The organism is Thermosipho sp. 1070, assembly GCF_001682135.1.
GTDB classification, from domain to species: Bacteria; Thermotogota; Thermotogae; order Thermotogales; family Fervidobacteriaceae; genus Thermosipho; species Thermosipho affectus.
This window is the reverse complement of the sequence record NZ_CP007121.1, coordinates 1,237,527-1,262,980: the sequence shown is the minus strand read 5'-3', so window position 1 is coordinate 1,262,980 and position 25,454 is coordinate 1,237,527. Positions and strand designations below refer to the sequence as shown.

The following is a 25,454-nucleotide window of genomic DNA, read 5'->3' as shown; positions in this document are numbered from 1 at the left end:
AAATGAATGTTTATAATAACCATTATAGGATTAGTAACAGTTTTTTTGGTTTTTACGATACTGTACTTTGTCTTTTTACTATTTGGATTTTTCTCAAAAAAAGCTGCAATAAAATTGCCTCAAAAAATAGAATCACACGAGGACTTAACTTTAAATAATGAAGAAGAAGAAGAAATAGCAGCAATTATGGCTGCAATATATAGTATGTTAGGTCCAGTAACAGTAAAGAAAGTTTATAAAAAAAATGAAAACAGAGGTTGGACTGTCTGGAAAAAAACTGGATGGAGAGGTGTAAAAGGATGGTCAAAAAGTTCAAAGTTAGGGTAAATGGAAAAGAATACATAGTAGAAGTTGAGGATTTACAAGCTCACACACAAATTCTGCAAGAAAAAACACCATCAAATGTAGAAAACGTAAAAACACCAAAAGTAGAGGAAAAAACACAATCTAAACCTGAAACTGAAAAAATTGAACCAAAGAAATCATCTTCAGGTAGTCATACTATTAACGCCCCTATGTCTGGGCTTGTCTTAAAAGTGTTAATCTCCCAAGGCCAAAATGTAAAACCTGGTGACAAAGTTGTAATTTTAGAGGCCATGAAAATGGAAAATGAAATTATAGCCGAGGTAGGAGGAACTGTGAAAAATGTCCTCGTAAAAGAAGGAGATAATGTCGACACAGGACAAGCATTAATCGAACTTGAATAGGAGGGGGAAAATGGAAAAAAAAATAAGGGTACTTATTGCAAAACCAGGACTTGATGGTCATGATAGAGGTGCAAAAGTTGTTGCAAAAGCATTAAGAGACGCTGGTATGGAAGTTATATATACGGGATTAAGACAAACTCCAGAACAAATTATTCAATCTGCTATACAAGAAGACGTGGATGTAATCGGGCTTTCCATATTATCAGGAGCACATATGAGTATCTGTAAAAAAATACTAAAATTAATGGAAGAAAATGATTTTAACGTACCTGTTTTTGTTGGTGGTATAATTCCAGCAAACGACGCAGTTGAATTAAAGAAGATGGGGATAAAAGAAGTATTCGGACCTGGGACACCCTTAAACACAATCGTTAAAAAAATACAAAATTTCTTTACGGAGGTTAAAAATTGAAAGAACTCTTAGAAAAATTAAAACAAAAAGATCAGAGAGCACTTGCAAAGCTTATAACTTACGTTGAAAATAATACTGAAAATAATTTTGTTGACGATTTATGGACAAATGATTCGTTTGTTATTGGAATTACTGGAAGCCCAGGAGCGGGAAAAAGTTCTTTAGTAAATGCTCTAATTTCTGAAATTAGAGCAACAGAAAAAACTGTTGGGGTAATTGCGGTAGATCCTACAAGCCCTTTTACCGGCGGCGCATTTTTGGGTGACAGAATAAGGATGAAAAAACACTTCCTTGACAAAGGTGTTTTCATAAGAAGTATGGGCAGTGGAAATAGTCTTGGAGGTCTTAACGAAAGTATTTTTGACGTGATAAAACTAATGGATGCATTTGGATTTGATTATATATTAATTGAAACTGTAGGAGCCGGCCAAAGTGAAATTGATATAGTAAACGTATCTGATCTAGTTACACTCGTACTTTCGCCAGGAGCAGGAGATGAAATTCAACTGTTAAAAGCTGGAATAATGGAAATTGGTGATATTTATGTTATAAATAAAGCAGATTTAGATGGAACAGCATCTTTAAAGATCCAACTTGAACATATCTTATCACTCTCAAATTCTAAAAAAACAATAGTTGAAACTATTGCTACTTCTGGAAAAGGAATTAAACAACTTTTAGAAAATATAAATGATTTATTAAATAAATTCAAAGAAAATGGAGAGCTAAATACAAGAAAAAAACAAAGACAAAAAAGGCATGCAGAAACAATAGTAATTAGGAAGGTAAAAGAGATAATTTCCAAAATTGAACCTGAAGAAAGAGTCTCAACTTTGGTAGAAAAAACTCTTAATAAATTATGTGGTATAATTTAAAAAAGACACTTGGGGGATAGGGAAACTTTTTATTTACTAACTTAGAAGAACAAAAGTGAGGTGCATGAGTGATAAAAAAAATAACAATTCCAAAAGACATATTCATAGTCGAAATTTTTGGTCAGTATGACAATAGGCTTAGATATTTGGAAAAAAAATTTGGACTTGATATATCTGTTAGGGGAAATGAAGTTTTTTTAAAAGGAAAAAATGAAGAAAACATAAAAATCGTTGAAGGCATAATAAATGAAATGATAAATATTACACGAGAAGGACATTTACTGGATAAACAAGAATTTGAATATTTGGTATCGGAAAAGGAAACAGAAAAAAACTCTGAAATATTAACTGAAGTTATCACGAAAACTATTATCCATGGTAGGGTAAAACCAAAAACAAGAGGCCAAAAAAAGTACATAGAAGCCGTTGAAAAAAGTGATATAGTTTTTGTTATAGGTCCTGCTGGTACTGGAAAAACTTATTTGGCATCTGCGCTTGCTGTAGATTACTTAAAAAGCGGAAAAATAAATAGAATAATACTCACAAGGCCTGCTGTTGAAGCTGGAGAAAAGTTAGGTTTTTTACCTGGAGATTTATCTGAAAAAGTAGATCCTTATTTAAGACCTTTATTTGATTCCTTAATTGATTTAATACCTTTTGAAAAATTCATATCATACAGGGAAAGAAATATTATTGAAATTGCTCCCCTTGCTTACATGAGAGGTAGAACATTAAACAATGCATTTATAATTTTAGACGAGGCTCAAAACACTACTTATGAACAAATGAAAATGTTCTTAACTCGGATTGGATTCAGTTCCAAAGCAATTATTACCGGAGATATAACACAAATAGACATAAAAGAAAATTCTGGTTTGGTGATGGCAGAAAAGATACTTAAAAGTATAGATGGGATAGAATTTGTTCATTTAACTGAAGCAGATGTAGTAAGGCATCCTCTTGTAAAAAAGATAATCAAAGCATACGAAAAATATGAAAAAGGGGAAAAAAATGAAAAAGATTGACTTCGAAGGAATAGTTGTTTCGCTTATATCAGTAATTATAATTAATTCATTCGACTTTAATCTCGTAAAAGCTACAAATGAGTTTATTTTTTTAACTCTTTTATGGTATTTGGTCATTGAATTGTTGTTCAAATATATTTATTATTTCAAACTCCACAAAATTTATAAATACACATTTTATTTTTTATTCATAATAGGAATTTTGATTACTTATCCATCAATGAAAAATTGGGATGTCAGTCTTTCCCCATTTTTGATTTCATCGCTTCTTCTCACCTTACTTACCACATACGAAGTAGGCATAGCTGCAGGAATATTACAAAGTGTAATTCTTTCATTTCATCTTGGAAATTTTTACTCCCTATTTTTCTTTGTCCCACAAATTGTAATTATGAACTATCTAATAAAAAACATTGTAAGAAGAATTGAAATAGCAAAAGCTGCTACTTTTACTTCGTTAACGGCAATTCTACTTGTCGTTGCTCAAAGTCCACTTAAACCTTTCTATCTAAACGTATATACCTTTATATATGCTATTCTAAATCCATTTGTATCAACTGTCATAATTCTTGGAGTACTTCCCTATATAGAATATTTTTCAAGAATATATTCTAATATCGGTCTTGCAGAGCTTGCAAATATGAATCATCCTCTTTTAAAAAGACTATCCATACAAGCCCCTGGAACGTATTATCACAGTATTATGGTTGCAACACTTGCAGAAGCTGCTGCAGAAAGAATAGGTGCAAACTCTACATTTGCAAGAGTTGCCTCGTACTTTCATGATATTGGAAAAATGGTACGACCATATTTTTTTGTCGAAAATTTGAAAGATAAAAATCAAAATCCGCACAATCAAATAAGCCCTTTTCTTAGTCATATTATCCTGGAAGATCATGTAAAATCTGGTGTTGAATTTGCACGAAAGTATAGACTTCCTTTAAGAATAGAGTTTATAATTCCACAACATCATGGAACAAGAGTACAAAAATATTTTTACTTTAAAGCAAAAGAAATTGAAGAAAATGTAGATGAAGATTCTTTTAGATATCCTGGTCCCAAGCCACAATTCAAAGAGGCAGGAATAATAATGCTTGCAGACAGTGTAGAAGCAGCATTAAAGAGTATAAACACCTCAAACTATCAAAGAATTAAAGACAAAGTCGAAGAAATTGTGTCTGGTATATACAACGAAAAACAACTAGATGAATCTGGTTTAACTCTTAAAGAATTGGAACTTATAATCGATGAATTTATAAAAGTGATTATTAATATTACAAAGAGTAGAATAGAATATCCAAAAGAAGAAATTAAAAAGGTGGTGCAATCAAGTGATAACAACTAACAAGGAAATAGATAAAAAATACACCAAGATAGTTAAAGAAATTACAAAAAATGAATTGGGAAAAGAAGTAAACATAAATATTATCTTTGTTTCAAAAGAAGAAATCAAAAAACTAAACAACACCTTTCGAAAAAAGGATACAGAGACAGATGTGCTAACCTTTGTATACGGAGATGATGACTTATTTGCAGAAATATACATATGCGAAGATGTTATTAAAAGAAACGCCGAAACATTTTCAAATTCATTTGAAAAAGAATTGTTAATGGTCTTAATACATGCTTCTTTACACTGTTGTGGATATGACCATGAATACGACACAACTAACGCAGAATTAATGTTTAAAATACAAAACAAGTATTACGAAAAATACTTAAAAAAATTCAATCTATAAATAGGGTATAGATAAAAAGGAGGGATATGTTATTTTTACACCGATAATAAATACTATTTCGATAGTTATAGGAAGTCTTATTGGAATATTTATAAAAAAAGGGGTTCCAAAAAACATACAGAATATTTTATTTTACGCAGTTGGATTATCAACAATAGGTTTATCTTTAACAATGATCCTAAAGACAAATAATTTCCTCATCGTTCTATCATCGCTTGCAATAGGTGGAATTATAGGCGAACTTATAAATATAGAAGGCAAACTGAAAAAGATAGGTGATACAATAAAAGAAGGAGATTTTTCTACAGGTTTTGTTACATCATCTCTTTTATTCCTTGTTGGTCCTTTAACAATAATAGGTTCAATTACCGCTGGACTTACAAATGACGGTTCACTAATTTATATGAAATCACTTTTAGACGGTATCTCCTCAATTGTTCTATCTTCTATCTATGGCCTTGGAGTACTATTATCTGGTTTTTCTGTACTTGTTATTCAAGGTCTACTGGTTATCTTTTCCTCAAAATTATCATTTCTAACTACTCCCGATTACTTAAATGATTTAATAGCCGCAGGTGGTGTTATGGTATTAGGCATTGGTCTAAAAATTCTTGAAATTAAAGATACTAGAGTAGGAAATTTTTTGCCCGCATTGTTAATCTGCCCTCTTTTAGTATTTTTGGTTAATTTATTTTAGGGAGGAAAATAAAAATGAAAATCAATGTTGCCGGACTTGGAAAAGTTACATCTGCCCTGCTTTTCAATTTAAAAGACAAAGTTGAAATTGGATACATTTTATCAAGAGACAAAGAAAAAGCAAAAATATTCTCAAAAAAAATTGGAAAGGGCACTCCCGTATCATATAGCGATTCCTTTAAGTTTGAAGATGTAGTTTTAGTAGGATACAACGATACATTTCTTCCTGAAGCAAAAAATATGCTAGAAAAGTTTATACCTACTAATACATCTGTAATACATTTTAGTGGATTTTACCCCTCAACTATTTTTCCAGAAAAATGGAATCCTGCGTCTATCCATCCAAATTGTCCAGTAATAAACGAAAATACAAAATTTACAAATGTACCTTTTGGGATAGAAGGAAATATAGATTTAGCAAAGAAAATAGTGGACCTCTTAGGTGGTATATCTTTTATAATACCAACAAATGCTAAAATTAACTATCATCTCTCTGCGGTAATAATGAGTAACTTTACTCATTCTTTGATATATATTGCAGAAAAGATATACGATGATGCAAAATTACCAAAAGAATTATTCTTTAAAGTAATGGAAAGCTTGCTAAAAAATACAATTGAAAATATCAAAAATTACGGAACAATTAAGACTATAACCGGCCCTATTGTCAGGGAAGATTTGGAAATAATAAACGCAGAAATGGAACTATTTTGTGGTAAATTCCCAGAACTATGCCCTCTTTTCGATTCATTTATCCAAGTAATATTATCTATAAAAGAGGAAAAATAAACGAAAGGGTAATTACCCTTTCGTTTTTTCTAATATATCTTTAAACTTTTTTACAAGTACTTCTAAATTCTCTATGGATTTTTCCTTGTCTTCAGATACGGTCATAACATATGCTTTCAATTTTGGTTCAGTTCCAGAAGGTCGTACAAAAATTTTACCTTCCTCAAACATTATTTGAATAGTTTCGTTAGGTTCAACATTACCATATCCTTTTGAATAATCTATTATATCCAAATCCATTTTCTTTATTCTTTCATAAATTTCTTTGGCTATATTTACACTCTTAAATTTAAAGTTTAAAAGCTTTTCTTGGTAATATCCATATTTTTGATAAAGTTCCTCTAATCTATCCAATAAATCGTATTTCTTTGAAACCACGGCAACTAACGCAGAACCTATCACTCCATCTTTATCTCTTGAAAGATCTCCCGTAAGATATCCACAACTCTCTTCAAAACCAAATAAAAATTTATATTTACTATTTTCTGCGAGATAGCCTATATATTTAAAGCCCGTTGGTGTCTCAAATAACCTTACTCCATTTTCCTTACACATGGGTTTCACCATATCCGTAGTCACAATAGTTTTAACTATCATACTGTCTTCATCTGCATAGTTTAATAAGTAATCAGATATAAGAACTCCCACTTGATTGCCTGTTAAACGTATTCCTTTATAAACAACCCCTACTCTATCACAATCTGGATCAGTTGCAATTCCAAGATCTACATTATGTTTTTTCATGTACTTTCTCAATAAAGTTAACGCTCCATCATCTTCCGGATTTGGAGATTTTACAGTGGGAAAATTTCCGTCAAATGTGCACTGCTCCGAAACAGGTATTAATTGCGCACCTAATTTTTTTAATACAGACATAACTGGTTTTAAACCAGTTCCATGTAACGGTGTATACACTATTTTAAGTCCATTTAAATCTGTTGAAATTAAACTGGTTACTTTTTCTATGTATTGATCAAGCAATTCATCTTGGACGTATTCAAAATTTTCTGAAAGTTCTATAGGCATATTCCATGCTTTTTCCACATAATCTGCCAAAACATTTGTAATTTTAGGTATAGCTTGGACTCCATCAAAAGTATAAACCTTATATCCATTATATTCAGGTGGATTATGACTTGCAGTTATAACAATCCCCATATCACATTTTAATTGCCTTACCGCAAACGATAAAACAGGAGTAGGAACCGGCTGTGAAAACAAAAAAACTTTATGACCATCTGATGCAAAGACCCTTGCAGATAAATCTGCAAATTTTTTTGAATTATTTCTAGTATCGTATGCAATAACTACACTTTTTAAATTATTATCTTTCATATAATTAGAAACACCTTTACTTGCAACCATAACTGTTTTTTCGTCAAATTCTCCTTCTCTCATTACTCCTCTAATTCCACCAGTTCCAAATAATATCATTATCAAACCTCCTCTCATCATCTTCTTTGTAATTATAACACCTAAAAATCTAATAAGTGCTATTTTTAACGCATTTTCCTCTTATTTCGTTACCTTTATTTTACACAAAATTAACTTGAAAGAAAGTGAAAAGATTATATAATATGTTGTGTATCATAAACATTTTTTGTTTAGTATTATAGACATCAACGGGGTGGGAAGTTGAAATTAGGCTCTAAAATAAGGACTTTAAGAGTGGCTAGGGGGTACACTCAAGAAGAATTAGCGGATAGATGTGATCTTTCTAGAAGTTTCATATCTCAGCTTGAAAATGACCAGGTTTCACCTTCGATAGACACTTTAGAAAGAATATTAAGAGTCCTAGGAAGTGATTTAAAAACATTTTTCTCAACAGACAAAAAACAAGAAAAGATAGTTTTTAAAGTAAGCGATAGAGTTCCAATGTATTTAGATGAATTAGGCATAAAAGGTTTTATTTTAATGGACAATATCGAAGACAAGTCAATTGATCCAAAGTTAATTGAGATGGAACCAGGTTCTGAAACTGAAGAAGAAGAACCCCATGAGGGAGATGAATTCGGATTTGTTATAAGTGGAAAGCTGGAATTGATATTAGATGGAAAAAAATATAAAGTAAACGAAGGAGATTGTTTTTATTATTGCGCCGACAGAAGGCATAAAATAAAAAATCCTTATAAATCCAAAGTAAAATTCATTTGGATTGATATTGAATAAAAAAGAAAGGGAGGGATTAACATGAAAAGCTTAGGAAGACATATTATAGCAGAATTTTACGACTGTGATAAGGAAATACTGGATGATGTTGAAGTTATTGAAAAATCAATGAAAGATGCAGCATACGAAACTGGTGCTACATTAGTAAACTCCTCATTCCATAGATTCCTCCCATATGGAGTAAGTGGAGTAGTAGTTATTTCCGAATCACATTTAACCATACATACCTGGCCTGAGTATGGTTATGCAGCTGTGGATTTATTTACCTGTGGCGATGATGTAGATCCTTGGAAGGCATTTTCTTATTTAAAAAAATCTCTTAAATCTCAAAGAGTGCATGTTGTAGAACACTTGAGAGGAAAATATGATGAGATTGGTATTCCAGAAAATTCCCCACACAAAATGGAGGTGTAAACTATGAATGAAAATATAGAAAAGAAAATAATGAAAGATTTCCAATATGGATTTGTTCCTAATAGACATCTTTGGTATTTTGAATACTATACCCCTGGAAACACGGGGATATTTATGAAAATAAACAAACCATTATATTCTGCTCAAAGTAAATATCAGAGAATTGATATTTTTGAAACTGATTTTTTTGGAAGGGTATTTTCTTTAGATGGTATCACGATGACCACTGAAAAAGACGACTTTTTCTATCACGAAATGCTCGTTCATGTACCTATGTTTATGCACCCCAATCCAAAAAAAGTGCTCGTAATCGGTGGCGGAGATGGCGGAAGTGTTAGGGAAGTTTTAAAACACAAAAGCGTAGAAAAAGTTGTCATGTGTGAAATTGACCAAATGGTTGTTGAAGCCGCAAAAAAATATCTTCCTGTAACAGCTTCAAAACTTGATGATCCTAGAGTAGAACTTGTTTACGAAGATGGTTCTCAATTTGTCAGAAATTTCAAAAACGAATTTGATGTAATAATTATAGATTCTACAGATCCAACTGCTGGTGAAGGTGGACACTTATTCACTGAAGATTTTTACAAGGCATGTTACGACGCATTAACCGAAAATGGTACACTTTCAGCTGAATCAGAAGATTGGTTATATGATGGTGCATGGATGAGACTTGCTTATTCAAGAATTAGAAAGACATTTCCTATAACCAAACTTTATCTTGGATTTATGCCAACATACCCAAGTGGAATGTGGTCTTATACATTTGCATCAAAAGGACTTGATCCATTAAAAGATTTTGCTCCCGAAAAAGTTAAATCTTTCCAAGAAGAATTGAAATATTATAACGAAGAAATTCATAAAGCAGCATTTGCTTTACCTACATTCTTAAAAAATGAATTGGAGCAGCTATAATGCCTAAAAAAATTCAATAAGAGGATGGACTTTACGTCCATCCGTTTTTATTGGAAAAGGAGGGGAAGTGCATGAAAAAATTCTGGTTCACACTTGGGCTAATTGCTATTTTTGTTGCAGTTACTTTCTTTGTAGTTCCTAGAAAAAAAGTACTCTATATATACAATTGGGAAGAATATATACCTGATGAAGTTATCAAATCCTTTGAAGAAAAGTATAACTGCAAAGTTGTGTACGATTCATTTGCCTCAAATGAAGAAATGTATGCAAAAATAAAAGCTGGCGGTGGTGGATACGATATTGTATTTCCATCTGGCGATCATGTTTCAATAATGAAAAAAGAAGGGTTGCTTCTAAAATTAGATCTTAACAAAATTCCAAATTTCAAGTATCTTGATCCTGAGATATTGGGAAAAACTATTTACGATGAAAATCACGAATATAGCGTACCATATATGATGGGTTCAACGGGAATTTGTGTAAACAAAAAATACGTAAAAGATTATAGTCACTCATGGAACATATTTTTAGATCAAAAACTAAAAGGAAGAATGACATTACTCGACGACATGAGAGAAGTTTTTGGTGGGGCTTTAAAATACTTGGGATACTCTGTAAACACAACAAATCCAAAAGAAATTGAAGAAGCTAAACAATTAATACTCAAATGGAAGGAAAACATAGTTAAATTTGACGCATCTTCTTATGCAAATGGTATTGTAAATGGTGAATACTGGGTTGTCCACGGCTATGGTGAAGACATATTCCAAAGAATCCCCGAAGGTGAAGAAGATAACTTTGACTTCTTTATACCAGAAGAAGGAGGCACACTTTGGATAGATAACATGGTAATCCTTAAAGGTGCAAAAAACGTTGACCTTGCATACAAATTTATAAACCACATTTTAGATCCCAAAAATGCGGCTATAATAGCAGATTTTCTTGTATTACCTTCGCCAAATATAGAAGCAAGAAAATACATTAAAGAAAAACCCATCTACACAATTGAAGACCTCAAAAACTGTGAATTTATAAATGATATAGGAAGTGCAATAGAACTTTATAACAAAGCATGGCAAGAAATAATAATGTAAGGAGAAGTTAAATGATTGGGAGTACAGTCACTATAAAAAATATAAATAAATCCTTCGATGACTTTAAAGTTTTAAAAGACATAAATTTAGAAATCAAAAAGGGAGAATTTTTCTCCCTTCTTGGTCCTTCAGGATGCGGCAAAACAACCCTTTTAAGAATTATAGCTGGACTTGAAGATACAGACACAGGGGATATCCTTTTTGATAACACCTCAGTGTTAAACATCCCCCCAAATAAAAGACCGGTAAACACTATCTTTCAAAATTATGCTCTATTTCCTCATCTAACCGTATTTGAAAACATTGCTTTCTCTATGCGATTAAAAAAATTTTCAGAAACTGAAATAAAAGAAAAGGTTGAAAAACTATTGAATCTTGTAAAACTTGAAGAACATGCTATGAAAAAACCTCATCAACTCTCAGGTGGGCAAAAACAAAGGGTTGCCATTGCAAGAGCACTCGCAAACGAACCAAAAGTACTTTTACTAGACGAACCAGTAAGTGCTCTCGATGCAAAATTAAGACAAGAACTCTTAATAGAATTGGACAATTTGCACGATCAAGTGGGTATAACATTTATATACGTAACTCATGACCAAGCAGAAGCGTTAAGTATATCTGATCATGTTGCAGTAATGAATGAAGGAAAAGTTGTACAATATGGAACCCCCTATGAAATTTATGAAAGTCCTGCTAATAAATTTGTTGCAACTTTTATTGGGGAAACAAATCTTATGAAAAGTAAAGTTATAGAAATAAATGAAGAGTTTATCAAAGTTACTACACCTGGAATCGGTGAATTTATATGCTATAAAGATAAGGATGTATCATCAAATGATAATATCTTAATTACCCTAAGACCTGAAAAAATAAAAATTTCTAAAAAATCTTTAAACGGAAAAAACGTTTTTCACGGAATAATTGAAGAAGAAATATATATGGGATATCAAACTAGGTATTTTGTAAAACTAGATAATGGTTACATCCTAAAGGTTTACAAACAACATATAAATTATCTATTGGATGAAACGATATTAACCTGGAAAGATGAAGTATTTGTAAGTTGGGATCCAAACGATAGCTTTATTGTTGAGGTGGAATAGATGAAGTACACATTTGGATATAGTTTCTGGCTAATTTTTTTCTTTCTCATACCAATTTTAATAGTACTTAGCTTTAGTTTTATGCAAAAATCTCTATACGGTGGTATTAATTTTTCATTTTCATTAGATGGATACAAATCTTTATTTTCTGTTAGCTATCTGAAAATACTATGGAGGAGTATCTGGATATCATTGATTGCAACTATATTTACAGTCTTACTTGCCCTTCCAACTGCTTATTTTATTGCAAACAGTAAACTTAAAGATTTCTTGCTTCTTTTAGTTGTAATACCGTTTTGGACAAATTCACTTATACGGATTTATGCATGGATATTTGTTCTTGGAAATAACGGAATTATAAACCAAATTATTTCAAAAGTCACAAATCATTATGTACAATTCTTGTATAATCCTTTTGCGGTAATTTTAGTCATAGTGTACACATATTTACCTTACGCAATAATTCCCCTTTTTGCATCCATTGATAGAATTGATAAGTCAATGATAGAAGCTGCTCTTGACCTTGGTTCAAACAAAGTCAAAGCTTTTTTTAAAGTATTAATACCAAATATAAAGTCTGGAATCGTCACATCTACAATTTTTGTATTTATACCCGCACTAGGTTCATACGCGATTCCAGACCTCATTGGCGGAAAAAATTCCAAAATGATTGGAAATGAAATAGTAAGACAATTAACCGTTGCAAAAAACTGGCCAGCTGCATCTGCCATTTCTGCAATATTAACCATTTTCACACTCATTGGTGTACTTTTATTTGTAAAACAAGCAGAAAAAGGTGAAAAAAGATGACACCAGGAAAATTATCAAAAATATTAACAATTCTCGTTTTAATATTTTTCTACATACCAATTTTTATTGTAGTGGTCTTCTCTTTTAATAACTCAAAATCACCTGTATGGGTAGGATTTAGTTTTCACTGGTATAAAGAACTATTTTTTAATGCATTCGATATTTGGCATGCCTTCTTCAACTCAATCTTTGTAGCACTATTATCAAGTTTTGTTGCAACCTCTTTTGGGACACTAGCGGCAATAGGATTGTATTGGGAGAAATTTAAATCAAAGAAGTACATTTGGATACTTTCATATTTACCATTAATAATACCCGATATTATTATTGGAGTTTCTCTTTTAATATTTTTTGTCATGATAAACATAAGATTAAGTTTATTTACAATCTTTGTAGCACATACCACCTTTTCCCTTCCCTATGCAATGATGATAGTATTTTCCAGGTTACAAGATTTTGATAAAAGTATAATAGATGCAGCATATGACCTTGGGGCAACAAAATTTGAAACATTGACAAAAATCATAATTCCTGCGAGTTTTCCAGGCATATTGGCCGCATTTTTCATGTCACTTACGCTTTCAATTGATGATTTTGTAATTACATTTTTTGTAGCTGGCCCCGGTTCAACAACACTTCCTTTAAAAATATATTCCATGATACGATTTGGAATATCACCAACAATAAACGCAATTTCAACTATAATGTTAATTGGAACTATCCTATTAAGTGTTTCAATGAAAAAATACTTAAAGTATATTTTTTAACTTATACATATCTATAACAACATCTCCATACCGTTTTATTTTTAATACCTCCAAACCGTCTGGAGGTATTATTTTTTCTCTCTTAGAATGTTCAACAACTAAAATTCCATTTATTTTTAAAACTTTGTGCGTATATTGTAATAATTCATTAACTATCCCAAGACCAAAAGGTGGATCCATAAACACTATATCGTATTTATCTTTTGATGTTCTTAAAAAAACCCTTGCATCTTTTTTTACGATTTTAATCTTTTCTTTCAAATTAATTTTATTTATATTCTTATTAATAGTCTTGACGGACTTTGCAGAAACATCAACAAAAGTTACTAAACCTGCACCATTACTTAAAAATTCAATTCCCACAACACCACTTCCCGCACATAAATCCAGTACATCTTTTCCTTCCAAATCCAACATATTTACGAGAGCCAACCTTACTATACTTGGTGTATACCTAGTTTTCACATTTGGAACTGTTTCAATTTTTGTTCCTTTAAACTTCCCAGATTCAATGTACAACACACTATCACCTCTACCTCTAATATAAACATATTCTATCAATATTTCTATCTATTTTATTTGACTTTTTTGTTTCAATTTATGTATAATATATCATGTCGGTTACCAAAACTTTGCCAACATTACATTTCTTAAAAGGAGGGGGTCTTTATATGAAACGTTTGTTAGTATTTCTAACTATTTTATTTAGTATTTTTCTATTTGCTGAAACAGTGGTTAACTATGCTTTACTCGAAGATATCACAACAACAAATATTTGGAATTTACTTGGTTCAGGTTCATCTTCTTGGAACTTTTATGTACAACTTTGGAAATATCCTTCACTCTTATCTATGAATAAAGATGGAATGTTAATACCAGCGGCTGCTGCTGAAATTCCAAAAATAGTTGAAGAAGACGGAATGTATACAGTTACTGTAAAAATCAGAAAAGACTTAAGGTGGAGCGATGGTTCACCATTTACCGCAGATGATGTGGTATTCACCTTTAATACCATCCAAGAACTCCAAATCCCAGGTGGTAATTGGACGGGAGCATATGAACCAAAAAAAGTTGAAAAAATTGATCCTTGGACAGTTAAGTTCTATTTTGAAGAGAAAAAAACTATGACTATTTACTATGACACCCTTATGACTGCAATAGTATGCAAAAACTTCTGGGAAACATATGTGGAAAAGGCAAAAAAACAAGAAAATCCAGTTAACTGGTTATTAAGCCAAGAAGTAGTCGATCCAGGAATTACAGCATTAAATCTTGGAAAAATCGAAAAAGGTGCATTTGTAGAAGTTAAAAAGGAAGTAGAAGATAATTTCTATTGGGCAAAAGGCGAAAAATCCATATACTTTGAGAATGGAGGTTTCGTTGTTGAAAATCCAAACAGCGGTTATAAATGGACAAGCAACAATCCAAAACCGGATGGAAACATAAAGCTCGAAGTAGCCAACGGTCCATACATTGATAAAATTATATACAGAATATACGGAAACAAATCTGTCGCGCTCCAAGCACTTCAAAAAGGTGACGTGGATTTCGTTCTTAATCCAAATGGTCTGACCTCTGGTGAATTTGAATCTCTGAAAGGCGTACCTGGTATAAAATTAACGGTAAATCCATCACTTGGTTTCAGATACCTTGCGTTTAATATGAGAAAATTCCCATTTAACATAAAAGAATTCAGGCAAGCAATTGCCGCGTTGATAGATAGAGATTATATTTGTAACAGAGTCCTTCAGGGAAAAGCAATTCCTCTTGCAACTCCCGTTCCACCCGCAAATACGTTCTGGTTTAATCCTGATGTTAAGACTATAGGAGAAGGGCTCTCAAGAGCCGAAAGATACCAACTAGCAGTTGAACTCCTCAAAAAAGCCGGATTTAGTTGGGATCAAGAACCTGTAATTAACCCGAATAACCCAGCAAATCCTATAAGCAAACGCGGAAAAGGGCTCAAAGGTCCCGATGGAAAATACGTTCCAGATCTTGAATTACTTTCCCCATCCGGAGAATATGACCCAATGAGAGCAACAACGGCAATTTACATTGAACAATGGGCTAAAGACCTCGGAATACCCGTCGATGTGAAACTCACCGATTTTAATGAAATTGTAACAAGGGCATTTGACGAAGTTGATTTTGATATGTACATGCTTGGTTGGGGTATCGGAAGAGTTCCAACATACTTTAAGAGTTTCTGGTCATCTGACCAAATGGCTCCAGAAGGTTTTAACACCCCAGGATACAACAATCCAGAATTTGATGCCTTAGTTGAAGAATTTGAAATGGCTGATAATTTTGACGAAGCTGTTGCTGCCATAAAAGAAGCTCAACAATTACTTGCAGATGATCTTCCATATATAATACTCTTTACAACACCAATTTACGAAGCATATAGAGATACCATACAATTTCCATATACAGATACACTTGATGGTATTCAAAACTACAATGGATTCCCAGAAAACGTAATGAAAGTAAAATAAACCTTCCCCCCTCGTTTTTCGAGGGGGAATTCTACAAAAAGGAGAGGTGAAAATGAATACAAAACTTTGGATGCAGTTAATAATAGTATTAGTATTTTTTGTATTGTTATTTATCCATCCATACACTTCTTTTGGAGTAATATTACCACTGTTCGCAATAATTACAACAGCATTTAATACAAAAAAAATTCATCATTATATATTTTTGATTATTTCACTTTTACTTTATTTTTCAGCGTTTTTTGGATTTAAATACTTCTTTATATTTAGTCCAAGATTTAATTATTTGCTTTCTATTGTTTTGTACTTATTTTCACTACCATTACCCGGCCTCTTTAAGTTTATAAGAAACAGAATATATCAGATGTTAATCTTGTTAATAATATATATAACCGTTGTATTTTTCATATTCCTTGCAATGCCAGGTGATTATACTTCTAAATTTCTTGATCCAAAAATCATGAAACAACCTGAGATGATGGAAAAAATAAAAAAATTATTTGGTGTTGGTGACCCGTGGTACGTAAAATACGCAAAGCATATGCGAAATTTCTTTAACTTAGAACTTGGCATATCATTTTCCGAATATCCAAAACCTGTTGAAGAAATCATTGCCGAAAGGCTCCCTCGAACAGTATTTCTATTTTTAATGACAACCCTTTCATCATATATCTTAGGATACAATCTTGGAAAAAGAATAGCTTGGAAACGCGGTGGCATTTCAGATAAAGTGGCAACTTTTGTTGGAATTATTTTTTGGACAATATTTACGCCTTTCTTTATGCTCATTATGATTTGGCTTTTTGGTGTTGTTCTGAAAATCTTCCCAATTAGTGGGTTTATAGAACCATCGAAGTGGTTAAATGTAAGTTTTTCAACACAGGATGTGTTTATTAGATTACTTTTAAGTGCATTTTTAATGGTTGTTTTCTGGACAGTTGGACTAATTGTTGCCACATTTATGAAAACTAAAAAATCTAAGACAGTATCTATGCTTAGTATAACCTTTTCTGGGATCTCAATTATTATATTATACTGGTTGTTTAATGGATACGGATACTACGCATTGGATATAATTTACCATGTAATATTACCAGTTTTATCCCTCACAATGTTGGGATTTGCAGGTAGTATGTTAGTAATGAGAGATACCATGCTCGAAATAATAAAAGAAGATTACATTACAACTGCTAAAGCTAAAGGTCTTCCAGACAAAGTGGTAAGAGATAAACATGCAGCAAGAACAGCTCTTCTACCTTTAGTTACAAGTTTTGTACTTTCACTTGCAACTACAGTTAGTGGCGGTGTTATTACCGAAACAATGTTTTCTTGGAAAGGTATGGGACTTACTCTTTTAAACGCCACACTTGTCCAAGATACACCTCTTGCAATGGGATGTTTAACGTTTACCGGTGTTTTTATACTTATAGCTCATTTGGTTGCAGATATCCTATATGCAATACTTGATCCTAGAATTAGATATTGAGGGGTGAAAATAGATGGCAAATGAATCCATTACAAAAATTAAATTTAAGCTATTTTTGAGAAATTTTAAAAAGAACTGGAATTTATTTAAAGAAAATAAAATGGGAATCTTTGGTTTATCAATAATTATAATTTTCGGAATTTTTGCACTAACATATCCTATCGCTTGGCAATTTGTAGATCACAGTATCTATAATCCTGTTACTGGTACGGATCCAAGGGTACAAGATATTTCATACATATCAAAATACATGTCTCCACAAAATGTAATTAAAGGCATAGAAATTCCACCTGCAAGAATCTTCACGTATTCATTTTTAGATCAAGGAGAAGATTTCAAAAAACAAATAGAACAAAAAATAGACGCCGCACAAAGACAATTTGTAAACCTTGATTATGCTCAAGCCTTTCGACATATTTTAGATACCATCGTTGACAGCTATTTTCCAATAAAAGAAAGAATGAGATTTCAAACCCAAGTTTCTCAACTTTTAGAGCATAATCTTATTTCAATTAAACCATTGTCAAACATTATTGAAATTGGTAATAGGAAAAAGTTTTCACTAATTTCATTTAAAAAATTATTGAAAAAAGCAGATACAAAAACATTAGCAATTGCACTTTCAGAATACAAAAACAGTCGTGAAGTTTCCACAATAGGTTTATGGATAAAAATAATAAAAGGAAAAAATGAAAGGAATAAATTTAACGAAATGTTGAAAAACACATATTCTGAATTTGAAAAATCAGAAGCCAAGAACAAAATCTTCTCCGCAGTTAACGAGCTTGTAAAAAATGGTGACATAGAGATACAAATTTCTGTTAACAGCCAAAATGACCTTGAAAATATCATCAGAACAAATAAGATTCCTACATTTGATTTAGCAAAATCAACCATTTTCAATACGTTAGTGGACATATTAACATACGCAAAAATAAAAAAGGACAAAAACATAATATCAAAATTGGAAAATTCACATTACAAAAACTTACTAAAATTGGCTGAAGAAAAAATACCTAACTTAGAAAATCCGGAAAACAAAAATTCAAACTTAGATAGAATTAATCAATATTTCTCAGAACTTAAGAAAATTTTTGAAAAACTTGATCTAACATTTGATTTAAATCATCCACAAATAATTTTAGATAACCTTTCTGGTATTAACCTTGCCATTATTTCTTTTGACCTTTCTCCGGAAACTAAAGCAAAACTTGAAAATAACTTAGAAAAATATCCGGAAATCCAAAAAAGTTTTAGAAAAAAACAAGAAGAACTTTACAAAATTGTTGCAAACTCAAGAGCTTTCATGCTCACAATAATATCAAATATTTATAATGAACCAATTGACAAAATAAATATACCCGAAATTTACCTTTCACTTGATTACACCAAGCTGATTCCAGAACTTGACTCTCCTATGACAAATCTTTTGTCATACGCTACCAAAGGTACAAAACACTTTGATCTTATAATAAATAACATTAAAAGCGCAGGAGATATTAATTATCAAAGATTGGATATAGTTGAAAAATTAGAAAAAACTCCACAACTAACGGAAGAAATAAACTTTTTAAATAAATTCAATGATTACTATGTAATATCAAAATACTTACTTAAATCTCTTTTAGAAAAATATATATCCAAATTAAACGACAAAAGTTATTGGGTAAAAAAATATAGTGATGTATTAAACACTCAAACTGATCTTTCAAAAGCCGTTGAACACTTAAACAAACCGATCAAATTATCAAAAAAAGATGCAGAAAAACTTATAGTATCAATCTACAACAAACTTGCCCTTGAATCCAAGCTTGGAATTCAACATCCATTACCTCCAAACAGGTGGCATATTTTGGGAACTGATCCAGGTGGTAGAGATATCTTTATGCAACTTTGGAGAAGCACCCCAAGTGAATTTATGCTTGGTTTTTTAGCTGCAATTATAACCGTAACAATTGGTACTATTATTGGTACTACTGCAGCATATTATGGTGGATTTATAGATACTTTCTTTATGAGACTTGCCGATTTAATGTTACTATTCCCAGGTATTGCTTTCTTGATTGTTTTATCAGGATTTTTCAAATTAAACCTATTTTGGCTTGCATTGATACTTGGTTTACTAGGCGGTTTTGGTGGGATAACACTTGTAATTAAAGCACAAGCACTAACAATAAAGGTAAAACCATACATTGAAGCTGCAAAAGTTGCAGGTGCAAGTAATAGATATATTATATTCAACCACATAATTCCCAATGTAATGCCTCTTTCATTCCTTTATATGATGTTTAATGTAACAGGTGCGGTATTTTCAGAAGCCTCTTTAAGCTTTTTTGGACTTTTAAGAATAAGAATAAGTTGGGGTATAATGATAAACACTGCGTGGACGTCAGGATATCTTTCATCTGGAAATATAGGATCATACTGGTGGCTATGGGTCCCAGCAGGGTTAATAATAACTATATTCTGTTCTGGCTTCTACTTCCTTGGAAGAGGACTTGAAGAAATTGTAAACCCAAGACTTAGAAAGAGGTGATTTAAAGTGGCGTTACTTGAAGTAAAAAACTTAAAAATGCATTACAAAACCAAAATGGGGTACGTTAAAGCCGTCGATGGTATAAATTTTACCCTTAATAGTGGCGAAAGTCTAGGAATAGTAGGAGAATCCGGATGCGGAAAAACATCTGTTTCAATGACAATGCTAAGACTATTACCAGAAAATGGCGAATTCAAGAAAGGTCAAGTGCTTTTTAACGACAATGGAAAGATGGTTGATCTTGTTTCGCTTCCAGAAGATAAAATGAGGAAATACAGATGGAAAGGTCTTGCAATGATTTTTCAAGCAGCTATGAATTCCTTAAATCCCGTATACAAGGTTGGTGATCAAATCGTAGAGGCTATTTTAACACACTATCCGGAAATGAGTATTGATGACGCAAAAAATAAAGTAGCAAAGTTATTTGAACTCGTAGGCCTTGATCCAAAAAGAATGGAACAATATCCTCATCAATACAGTGGTGGAATGAAGCAAAGAGCAGTTATAGCACTAGCTTTATCTTGTGACCCAAAAGTTATAATAGCCGACGAACCAACAACGGCTCTTGACGTAATTGTTCAAGATAAGATACTAAAAGAAATGAAAAAAATTCAAAAACAATTAAACATGGCTATGATTTACATTTCCCATGACATAGCAGTTATAGCCGAAGTAAGTGACAAAATTGCGGTTATGTACGCGGGAAAATTTGTTGAACTTGGAAGCTCCCATGATATATTCAAAAATCCAATGCATCCTTATACATTTTTGCTAATGAACGCATTTCCAAGTACTGTAGGTGAAAAGAAAAAACTTTTAACAATTCCAGGTGAACCACCTAACCTTCTAAAACCACCAAAAGGTTGTAGGTTTGCTCCAAGATGTCCGTGGGCAACTGAAAAATGTAAAAATGAAGAACCTGAATACAAGGAAATTGAAAATGGGCACTTTGTAGCATGTTGGTATCCTTTAAATGAAGAGGTGAGAAAAAATGCAAAAACTAAGCTCTAATAAAGTCGATACTATATTAAAAGTTGAAAGGTTAAAAAAATTTTTTCCGGCAGATAGGGGGTTATTTTCAAAAGTACATCATTTTGTTCACGCAGTCGATGATGTTTCATTTGAAATAAAACGTGGTAAGTCATTGGGACTTGTTGGTGAATCTGGATGCGGAAAAACCACAACGGGAAAGGTCATTGTAGGGCTTGAAAAACCAACCGATGGAAAAGTTTACATTGAAGGTAAAGAAATACATCAATTTTCTTCACATCTGGAATATCACAAAAAAGTACAAATGATATTTCAAGATCCATATGAATCTTTGAATCCAAGAATGACAATATTTGATATTATTGCAGAACCACTAAACATACACAACATAGGAACATTGAAAGACAGAGAAGAAAAAGTTGAAAAATTATTACAAGACGTAGGTCTTACTCCTCCATCTAGTTTCTTGTGGAGATATCCACACGAACTTTCTGGTGGACAAAGACAAAGGGTTGCAATAGCAAGGGCACTTGTACTAGAACCTAGTTTTATAGTGGCAGATGAACCAACTTCAATGTTAGATGTCTCAGTTAGAACAGGTGTTATGAACCTTCTAATGGATTTACAAGAAAAATATAATATGAGCTATTTGTATATCACGCACGATTTCGCAGTTGCTAGATACATGTGTGATAAAATAGCAGTAATGTATTTGGGAAAAATCGTTGAGTATGCAGATGCAGAAGAAATATTGTTCAATCCATTACACCCATACACAAAAGCATTGCTTTCCGCGGTTCCAGTTCCAGACCCAGACTATAAAAAAGAAGAACCAAATATAATCGGTTCTGTAAGTAAACCAATAAATCCTCCTCAAAGGTGTAGATTTTACAATAGATGCCCATTTAGAACTAATCTTTGTAAAGACAATCCACATCCACCATTAAAAAACTTGGGAAATGAACATTATGTTTCTTGCTATTTAGTTGAAGAAGGAAAAATTTAGTCCTAGTTCAAAAGAACTAGGACTTTTATTATACATAAAACTGTATAATTTAGAAAAAATAAGCTAGCACTTGATTATTTTAAAATTTTATTCCTAACCAAAATTGCAAATGTATAACTCGTATGCTAAAATCTTTCTGAAAATAAAAAAAGGAGGGGGAAAAGATGATAGTAAGACCTTTCAGAGGTTTAAGACCAAGAAGAGACATGATTGAAAAAGTAGCTGCAAAACCATATGATGTAGTAACAACCGAAGAAGCAAGAAAAGAAGCACAAAAAAATCCATATACATTCTATAAAATAACAAGGCCAGAAATTAATTTTGATGGTGAGGTTGATACACATTCAGATGAAGTCATTCTAAAAGGCAAAGAGGTATTGGAACAATTCCAAAAAGATGGGATAATGATATTGGAAGATAAACCAGCTATTTACGTGTATAGAGAAGAATGGAAGGGATACTCACAAACGGGAATTTACGCAACTTTCTCAACCAAAGAGTACAAAGATGGAAAAATCAAAAAACATGAACTTACAAGAAAAGATAAAGAAGACGAAAGAGCAAGACATGTAAAATTAATGAAAGCACATACTGGTCCTGTTTTTCTAATGTACCGTTCCATCCCAGAAGTCGACAATTTAATAATAAAGCACACATCAAAAGAACCGGAATATGATTATACAGATGAATCCGGTATACACCATATACTTTGGATAGTTAAAAATGAAAATGAAATCAACGAAATTGTTGAAGCATTCAAAAAGATAGACGCATTCTACATTGCAGATGGACACCATAGAGCTGCTGCTGCTGCAAGAGCAGCCGAAGAACTAGCAAAAGAAAATCCAAATCATACAGGTGAAGAAGAATACAACTATTTTCTTGCAGTACTATTTCCTCACACACAACTTCATATATTGGACTACAATAGAGTTGTAAAAGATCTCAATGGACATTCAAAAGAAGAATTCCTGAAAAAAATAAGTGAAAATTTCAACATTGAAGAAACAGAAAAATTTAAACCATCTAAAAAACACGAATTTGGCATGTACCTTGATGAAAAATGGTATCGATTAACAGCTAAAAAGGGAACATACAACGAAAATGACGTGGTTTCCTCACTAGATGTTTCGATATTACAAGAAAATCTATTAAAACCTATATTAGGCATTGAAAACCCAAGAACAGACAAAAGAATTAACTTCGTTGGTGGAATTAAAGGAATTGAAGAACTTGAAAGGCTGGTAAACAACGGAGAATATAAAGTGGCATTTGCATTATACCCAACGGATATCGAAGATCTTTTAAGAGTTGCTGACGAAGAAAAAACAATGCCTCCAAAATCTACATGGTTTGAGCCAAAATTAAAAAGCGGAATAATTGTACATTTAATGTAAAAACCCCCAGATTGGGGGTTTTTTTAGGCAAAAAAAGCAAAAATACCTGAAATCACAAAAACTATACCTCCAAATACTAAAAACTTTATTCCTAAATTTGCACTTTCTTTTTTCTTTTTTTCATTTTGCCTTCTCATATATCTCAATGAAATCTCAAAAAACACGGCAGAAATTATAAATAAACCAATGCTTAAAACAAAGAAAATATTCGAAACAAATTTCATATCTTTCACACCCTCAAAGACTCACATTAAGTCTTGGTCTATTGGGATCAGGTAATTTATTTGCCGTATTTCCTACGTTTTTCATGGCTTCTTTCCACGTTTCTAAAAGCTCAAAAAGATAATTCCTAACTTCTGTTATTTTTTCTATATCCTTCTTAATATTTGCTTCCACTAATGCTTTAAACATGTAATTATATAATGCCCTCAAATTTTTGGCAATTTCTCCTCCTTGCTTCATGTCTAGCGACAAATTAAGTTCGGTAATAATATCCTGACACTTCTTTATGTATTCGTTCGCACTTAGAAAATCTTTTTTATTAATACCCTCGATAGATAAATCTAACAACTCTACAGCCCTTTGGTATAACATTTCTATCAACTTTGCTGGACTAGCAGTTCTCACCATTTGTTCTGTATAATCCATCATTTCACCTTCCCTAATTATTTTGTTTCAAGGTTTTTAAAATATTTTGAAAATAACTTTTATAGTAATCTAAAACAACAGGTATCTTTTCCTTCAATAGATCCGAAAGTTCTAGTAAATCTTTACTTTCAAGGGCTTCCACAAAATTTCTCAATATATCTGCGACTTCATTACCATCTACTTTTAATTGAAAATCAGAAGGTGAAAAACCCGTCATTTTCATGGAATTTACCCTCAAATTCTCCATAGAAGAAATACCCTCTGCAAGATCCACAATATTGCTAAATCCTTCATTATCCCCTAACAATATATTATCTGAAACTTTACCAAGAAGGTTTGTGATATTATCGATATATTCAATAACATCTGATAGGGTTGTTATAAAAAATTCTTGTAGCGGTACAAAATTCATTTCAATTTCAAGTTCATCATCTAAAATAGCATTTCTTAATTCATCAATTCTACTAATCGGAACCAATTTTTTATTAATCTTTACTTCACTTAAAACCATTCCTTTTAAATTCATAGAAACTTTGTCCAAAAGCTCTCCAAAATTCGCATATTTCGAAGATTCGAATTTTTCAACCTTCCCATTTACCACTAACTTTATCATTCTTTTCCACTCCTTAAGAAAAAATACGTTTTAAAAATACCTATTATAGTCTTTGAATCTGTAATATCACCACTTATACATTTCTCCAAAACTTCTTCGATATCCTTGACTTCTATCTTGATTATCTCATCTTCATCTGGTTCGGCATCTCCCTTCACTAAATTCCTAGCAAGATATATGTAAATCACTTCATTTGAAAAACCCGGGGTAGTATGTATATATCCCAAATACGTATAATCTTTTGCCTGGAAACCCGTCTCTTCTTTTAGTTCTCTTTTGGCACATTCAAGTGGATCTTCCCCTTTAAAATCAAACTTTCCCGCAGGTATTTCAAGTAACTCTCTACCAATTGGATATCTATACTGCTTCACCATCACAACTTTATTATCGTCCAAAATTGGAACAACTGCAACTGCCCCAGGATGTAACACATACTCTCTTGTGCTTTTTCTACCATTTTCAAGAAGTACCTCATCCTTTTTCACGTGTAATAATACTCCTTTAAAAATTTCTTGGCTCTTTAAAAGTTTTTCCATTATTCTCCCCCTCTTATCTATTCTCATCTTAATTATACTACAAAAAATGGCAGGGATAACCCTGCCATTTGGCGGAGGCGGTGGGACTCGAACCCACAAGGGCAAAAATGCCCACCGGTTTTCGAGACCGGCCCCTTAGCCAATTCGGTGCACGCCTCCAATCATCAATATATTACCATAAATTATAAAAATTTCAACAACATTTAAACCCGACAAATTATATCCGAAATTGTAA

Annotated in this window: 28 protein-coding genes and 1 tRNA gene; 22 read left to right on the top strand and 7 right to left on the bottom strand. The window is 32.1% G+C overall.

Annotated features, from left to right (window positions below; translation table 11 throughout):
• The first annotated feature begins 6 nt into the window (after positions 1-6).
• The 9 genes from Y592_RS06350 (at position 7) to Y592_RS06310 (ending at position 6,243) form a co-directional block, all read left to right on the top strand.
• Complete coding sequence (locus tag Y592_RS06350) at positions 7-327, top strand: OadG family protein (protein ID WP_077198449.1); 321 nt, start codon at positions 7-9, stop codon at positions 325-327.
• Complete coding sequence (locus tag Y592_RS06345) at positions 300-707, top strand: biotin/lipoyl-containing protein (protein WP_075666155.1); 408 nt, start codon at positions 300-302, stop codon at positions 705-707. Before Y592_RS06350 ends, Y592_RS06345 begins: the two co-directional genes overlap by 28 nt.
• 10 nt (positions 708-717) lie before the next feature.
• A complete protein-coding gene (locus tag Y592_RS06340; RefSeq protein WP_075666154.1) occupies positions 718-1,119 on the top strand; it encodes a cobalamin B12-binding domain-containing protein in 402 nt (133 codons plus the stop codon).
• On the top strand, positions 1,116-1,994 hold the full coding sequence (gene meaB / locus Y592_RS06335; RefSeq protein WP_075666153.1) for a methylmalonyl Co-A mutase-associated GTPase MeaB: 879 nt from the start codon (positions 1,116-1,118) through the stop codon (positions 1,992-1,994). The genes Y592_RS06340 and meaB overlap by 4 nt, the downstream gene beginning before the upstream one ends.
• A gap of 68 nt (positions 1,995-2,062) precedes the next feature.
• A complete protein-coding gene (locus Y592_RS06330; protein WP_075666152.1) occupies positions 2,063-3,019 on the top strand; it encodes a PhoH family protein in 957 nt (318 codons plus the stop codon).
• Entirely contained in the window at positions 3,006-4,364 is a 1,359-nt protein-coding gene (locus Y592_RS06325) for an HDIG domain-containing metalloprotein (RefSeq protein ID WP_075666151.1), read from the top strand. The genes Y592_RS06330 and Y592_RS06325 overlap by 14 nt, the downstream gene beginning before the upstream one ends.
• Complete coding sequence (ybeY, locus tag Y592_RS06320; RefSeq protein ID WP_077198448.1) at positions 4,351-4,758, top strand: rRNA maturation RNase YbeY; 408 nt, start codon at positions 4,351-4,353, stop codon at positions 4,756-4,758. Before Y592_RS06325 ends, ybeY begins: the two co-directional genes overlap by 14 nt.
• 7 nt (positions 4,759-4,765) lie before the next feature.
• Entirely contained in the window at positions 4,766-5,455 is a 690-nt protein-coding gene (locus tag Y592_RS06315; RefSeq protein ID WP_335743681.1) for a DUF554 domain-containing protein, read from the top strand.
• A 14-nt stretch (positions 5,456-5,469) separates the two neighbouring features.
• Complete coding sequence (locus Y592_RS06310; protein WP_075666148.1) at positions 5,470-6,243, top strand: Rossmann-like and DUF2520 domain-containing protein; 774 nt, start codon at positions 5,470-5,472, stop codon at positions 6,241-6,243.
• 12 nt (positions 6,244-6,255) lie between these two features.
• Here the strand turns inward: Y592_RS06310 and Y592_RS06305 are convergent, their stop codons facing one another.
• Positions 6,256-7,677: a phospho-sugar mutase gene (locus Y592_RS06305; protein ID WP_088368928.1), complete on the bottom strand. Its 1,422-nt coding sequence runs from the start codon at positions 7,675-7,677 to the stop codon at positions 6,256-6,258.
• Between the two features lie 201 nt (positions 7,678-7,878).
• On the opposite strand from Y592_RS06305, the gene Y592_RS06300 reads away from it, so the two are divergent.
• The 7 genes from Y592_RS06300 to Y592_RS06270 all read left to right on the top strand — a co-directional run bounded on the left by Y592_RS06300 (position 7,879) and on the right by Y592_RS06270 (position 13,512).
• Positions 7,879-8,412 (top strand): helix-turn-helix domain-containing protein, encoded by a 534-nt coding sequence (locus Y592_RS06300; RefSeq protein ID WP_075666146.1) that lies wholly within the window; start codon positions 7,879-7,881, stop codon positions 8,410-8,412.
• Between the two features lie 21 nt (positions 8,413-8,433).
• Positions 8,434-8,826: an adenosylmethionine decarboxylase gene (gene speD / locus Y592_RS06295; protein WP_075666145.1), complete on the top strand. Its 393-nt coding sequence runs from the start codon at positions 8,434-8,436 to the stop codon at positions 8,824-8,826.
• Between the two features lie 30 nt (positions 8,827-8,856).
• The gene (gene speE, locus Y592_RS06290; RefSeq protein WP_075666732.1) at positions 8,857-9,738 is read left to right on the top strand and encodes a polyamine aminopropyltransferase; all 882 of its coding nucleotides are present in this window, start codon (positions 8,857-8,859) and stop codon (positions 9,736-9,738) included.
• Between the two features lie 71 nt (positions 9,739-9,809).
• A complete protein-coding gene (locus Y592_RS06285) occupies positions 9,810-10,832 on the top strand; it encodes an extracellular solute-binding protein (protein ID WP_088368926.1) in 1,023 nt (340 codons plus the stop codon).
• Positions 10,833-10,843: 11 nt separating this feature from the next.
• Positions 10,844-11,935, top strand: coding sequence for an ABC transporter ATP-binding protein (locus Y592_RS06280; protein WP_075666143.1), 1,092 nt, complete (start codon positions 10,844-10,846; stop codon positions 11,933-11,935).
• A complete protein-coding gene (locus Y592_RS06275; protein WP_075666142.1) occupies positions 11,936-12,745 on the top strand; it encodes an ABC transporter permease in 810 nt (269 codons plus the stop codon).
• Positions 12,742-13,512 carry an ABC transporter permease gene (locus tag Y592_RS06270; RefSeq protein ID WP_075666141.1) on the top strand — a complete coding sequence of 257 codons (771 nt, stop codon included), beginning with the start codon at positions 12,742-12,744 and terminating at the stop codon, positions 13,510-13,512. Before Y592_RS06275 ends, Y592_RS06270 begins: the two co-directional genes overlap by 4 nt.
• Here the strand turns inward: Y592_RS06270 and rsmD are convergent.
• A complete protein-coding gene (gene rsmD, locus Y592_RS06265; protein WP_075666140.1) occupies positions 13,495-14,034 on the bottom strand; it encodes a 16S rRNA (guanine(966)-N(2))-methyltransferase RsmD in 540 nt (179 codons plus the stop codon). The genes Y592_RS06270 and rsmD overlap by 18 nt on opposite strands.
• A 149-nt stretch (positions 14,035-14,183) precedes the next feature.
• On the opposite strand from rsmD, the gene Y592_RS06260 reads away from it, so the two are divergent.
• From Y592_RS06260 to Y592_RS06235, 6 genes are all read left to right on the top strand, one after another.
• Positions 14,184-16,007 carry an ABC transporter substrate-binding protein gene (locus tag Y592_RS06260; protein ID WP_075666139.1) on the top strand — a complete coding sequence of 608 codons (1,824 nt, stop codon included), beginning with the start codon at positions 14,184-14,186 and terminating at the stop codon, positions 16,005-16,007.
• Positions 16,008-16,059: 52 nt separating this feature from the next.
• The gene (locus Y592_RS06255; protein WP_075666138.1) at positions 16,060-17,493 is read left to right on the top strand and encodes an ABC transporter permease; all 1,434 of its coding nucleotides are present in this window, start codon (positions 16,060-16,062) and stop codon (positions 17,491-17,493) included.
• Between the two features lie 13 nt (positions 17,494-17,506).
• Positions 17,507-20,029, top strand: coding sequence for an ABC transporter permease (locus tag Y592_RS06250; RefSeq protein WP_075666137.1), 2,523 nt, complete (start codon positions 17,507-17,509; stop codon positions 20,027-20,029).
• 6 nt (positions 20,030-20,035) lie between these two features.
• Positions 20,036-21,040 carry an ABC transporter ATP-binding protein gene (locus Y592_RS06245; protein WP_075666136.1) on the top strand — a complete coding sequence of 335 codons (1,005 nt, stop codon included), beginning with the start codon at positions 20,036-20,038 and terminating at the stop codon, positions 21,038-21,040.
• The gene (locus Y592_RS06240; protein WP_075666135.1) at positions 21,021-22,025 is read left to right on the top strand and encodes an ABC transporter ATP-binding protein; all 1,005 of its coding nucleotides are present in this window, start codon (positions 21,021-21,023) and stop codon (positions 22,023-22,025) included. The genes Y592_RS06245 and Y592_RS06240 overlap by 20 nt, the downstream gene beginning before the upstream one ends.
• Positions 22,026-22,189: 164 nt before the next feature.
• Positions 22,190-23,422 carry a DUF1015 domain-containing protein gene (locus Y592_RS06235; protein WP_075666134.1) on the top strand — a complete coding sequence of 411 codons (1,233 nt, stop codon included), beginning with the start codon at positions 22,190-22,192 and terminating at the stop codon, positions 23,420-23,422.
• Positions 23,423-23,445: 23 nt separating this feature from the next.
• On the opposite strand, the gene Y592_RS06230 is transcribed toward Y592_RS06235, so the two are convergent.
• From Y592_RS06230 to Y592_RS06210, 5 genes are all read right to left on the bottom strand, one after another.
• Positions 23,446-23,646, bottom strand: coding sequence for a hypothetical protein (locus tag Y592_RS06230; RefSeq protein ID WP_075666133.1), 201 nt, complete (start codon positions 23,644-23,646; stop codon positions 23,446-23,448).
• Between the two features lie 13 nt (positions 23,647-23,659).
• Positions 23,660-24,070 (bottom strand): flagellar export chaperone FliS, encoded by a 411-nt coding sequence (fliS, locus tag Y592_RS06225; protein WP_075666132.1) that lies wholly within the window; start codon positions 24,068-24,070, stop codon positions 23,660-23,662.
• Positions 24,071-24,083: 13 nt separating this feature from the next.
• On the bottom strand, positions 24,084-24,683 hold the full coding sequence (locus tag Y592_RS06220; protein ID WP_075666131.1) for a hypothetical protein: 600 nt from the start codon (positions 24,681-24,683) through the stop codon (positions 24,084-24,086).
• Positions 24,680-25,219 carry an NUDIX domain-containing protein gene (locus Y592_RS06215; protein WP_075666130.1) on the bottom strand — a complete coding sequence of 180 codons (540 nt, stop codon included), beginning with the start codon at positions 25,217-25,219 and terminating at the stop codon, positions 24,680-24,682. Before Y592_RS06215 ends, Y592_RS06220 begins: the two co-directional genes overlap by 4 nt.
• A 69-nt stretch (positions 25,220-25,288) precedes the next feature.
• Positions 25,289-25,378, bottom strand: a tRNA-Ser gene (locus Y592_RS06210).
• Between the last annotated feature and the right edge of the window lie 76 nt (positions 25,379-25,454).

Bases quoted from the DNA above. Each gene is read 5' to 3' on its own strand.
- Y592_RS06350 (WP_077198449.1), top strand. From the start codon at position 7: ATGTTTATAATAACCATTATAGGATTAGTAACAGTTTTTTTGGTTTTT.
- Y592_RS06270 (WP_075666141.1), top strand. From the start codon at position 12,742: ATGACACCAGGAAAATTATCAAAAATATTAACAATTCTCGTTTTAATA.
- Y592_RS06250 (WP_075666137.1), top strand. From the start codon at position 17,507: ATGGCAAATGAATCCATTACAAAAATTAAATTTAAGCTATTTTTGAGA.
- Y592_RS06340 (WP_075666154.1), top strand. From the start codon at position 718: ATGGAAAAAAAAATAAGGGTACTTATTGCAAAACCAGGACTTGATGGT.
- Y592_RS06240 (WP_075666135.1), top strand. From the start codon at position 21,021: ATGCAAAAACTAAGCTCTAATAAAGTCGATACTATATTAAAAGTTGAA.
- Y592_RS06255 (WP_075666138.1), top strand. From the start codon at position 16,060: ATGAATACAAAACTTTGGATGCAGTTAATAATAGTATTAGTATTTTTT.
- Y592_RS06230 (WP_075666133.1), bottom strand. From the start codon at position 23,646: ATGAAATTTGTTTCGAATATTTTCTTTGTTTTAAGCATTGGTTTATTT.
- Y592_RS06215 (WP_075666130.1), bottom strand. From the start codon at position 25,219: ATGGAAAAACTTTTAAAGAGCCAAGAAATTTTTAAAGGAGTATTATTA.
- fliS (WP_075666132.1), bottom strand. From the start codon at position 24,070: ATGGATTATACAGAACAAATGGTGAGAACTGCTAGTCCAGCAAAGTTG.
- Y592_RS06260 (WP_075666139.1), top strand. From the start codon at position 14,184: ATGAAACGTTTGTTAGTATTTCTAACTATTTTATTTAGTATTTTTCTA.
- speD (WP_075666145.1), top strand. From the start codon at position 8,434: ATGAAAAGCTTAGGAAGACATATTATAGCAGAATTTTACGACTGTGAT.
- Y592_RS06285 (WP_088368926.1), top strand. From the start codon at position 9,810: ATGAAAAAATTCTGGTTCACACTTGGGCTAATTGCTATTTTTGTTGCA.
- Y592_RS06280 (WP_075666143.1), top strand. From the start codon at position 10,844: ATGATTGGGAGTACAGTCACTATAAAAAATATAAATAAATCCTTCGAT.
- Y592_RS06235 (WP_075666134.1), top strand. From the start codon at position 22,190: ATGATAGTAAGACCTTTCAGAGGTTTAAGACCAAGAAGAGACATGATT.
- Y592_RS06310 (WP_075666148.1), top strand. From the start codon at position 5,470: ATGAAAATCAATGTTGCCGGACTTGGAAAAGTTACATCTGCCCTGCTT.
- Y592_RS06220 (WP_075666131.1), bottom strand. From the start codon at position 24,683: ATGATAAAGTTAGTGGTAAATGGGAAGGTTGAAAAATTCGAATCTTCG.
- Y592_RS06345 (WP_075666155.1), top strand. From the start codon at position 300: ATGGTCAAAAAGTTCAAAGTTAGGGTAAATGGAAAAGAATACATAGTA.
- Y592_RS06275 (WP_075666142.1), top strand. From the start codon at position 11,936: ATGAAGTACACATTTGGATATAGTTTCTGGCTAATTTTTTTCTTTCTC.
- speE (WP_075666732.1), top strand. From the start codon at position 8,857: ATGAAAGATTTCCAATATGGATTTGTTCCTAATAGACATCTTTGGTAT.
- Y592_RS06325 (WP_075666151.1), top strand. From the start codon at position 3,006: ATGAAAAAGATTGACTTCGAAGGAATAGTTGTTTCGCTTATATCAGTA.
- Y592_RS06305 (WP_088368928.1), bottom strand. From the start codon at position 7,677: ATGATATTATTTGGAACTGGTGGAATTAGAGGAGTAATGAGAGAAGGA.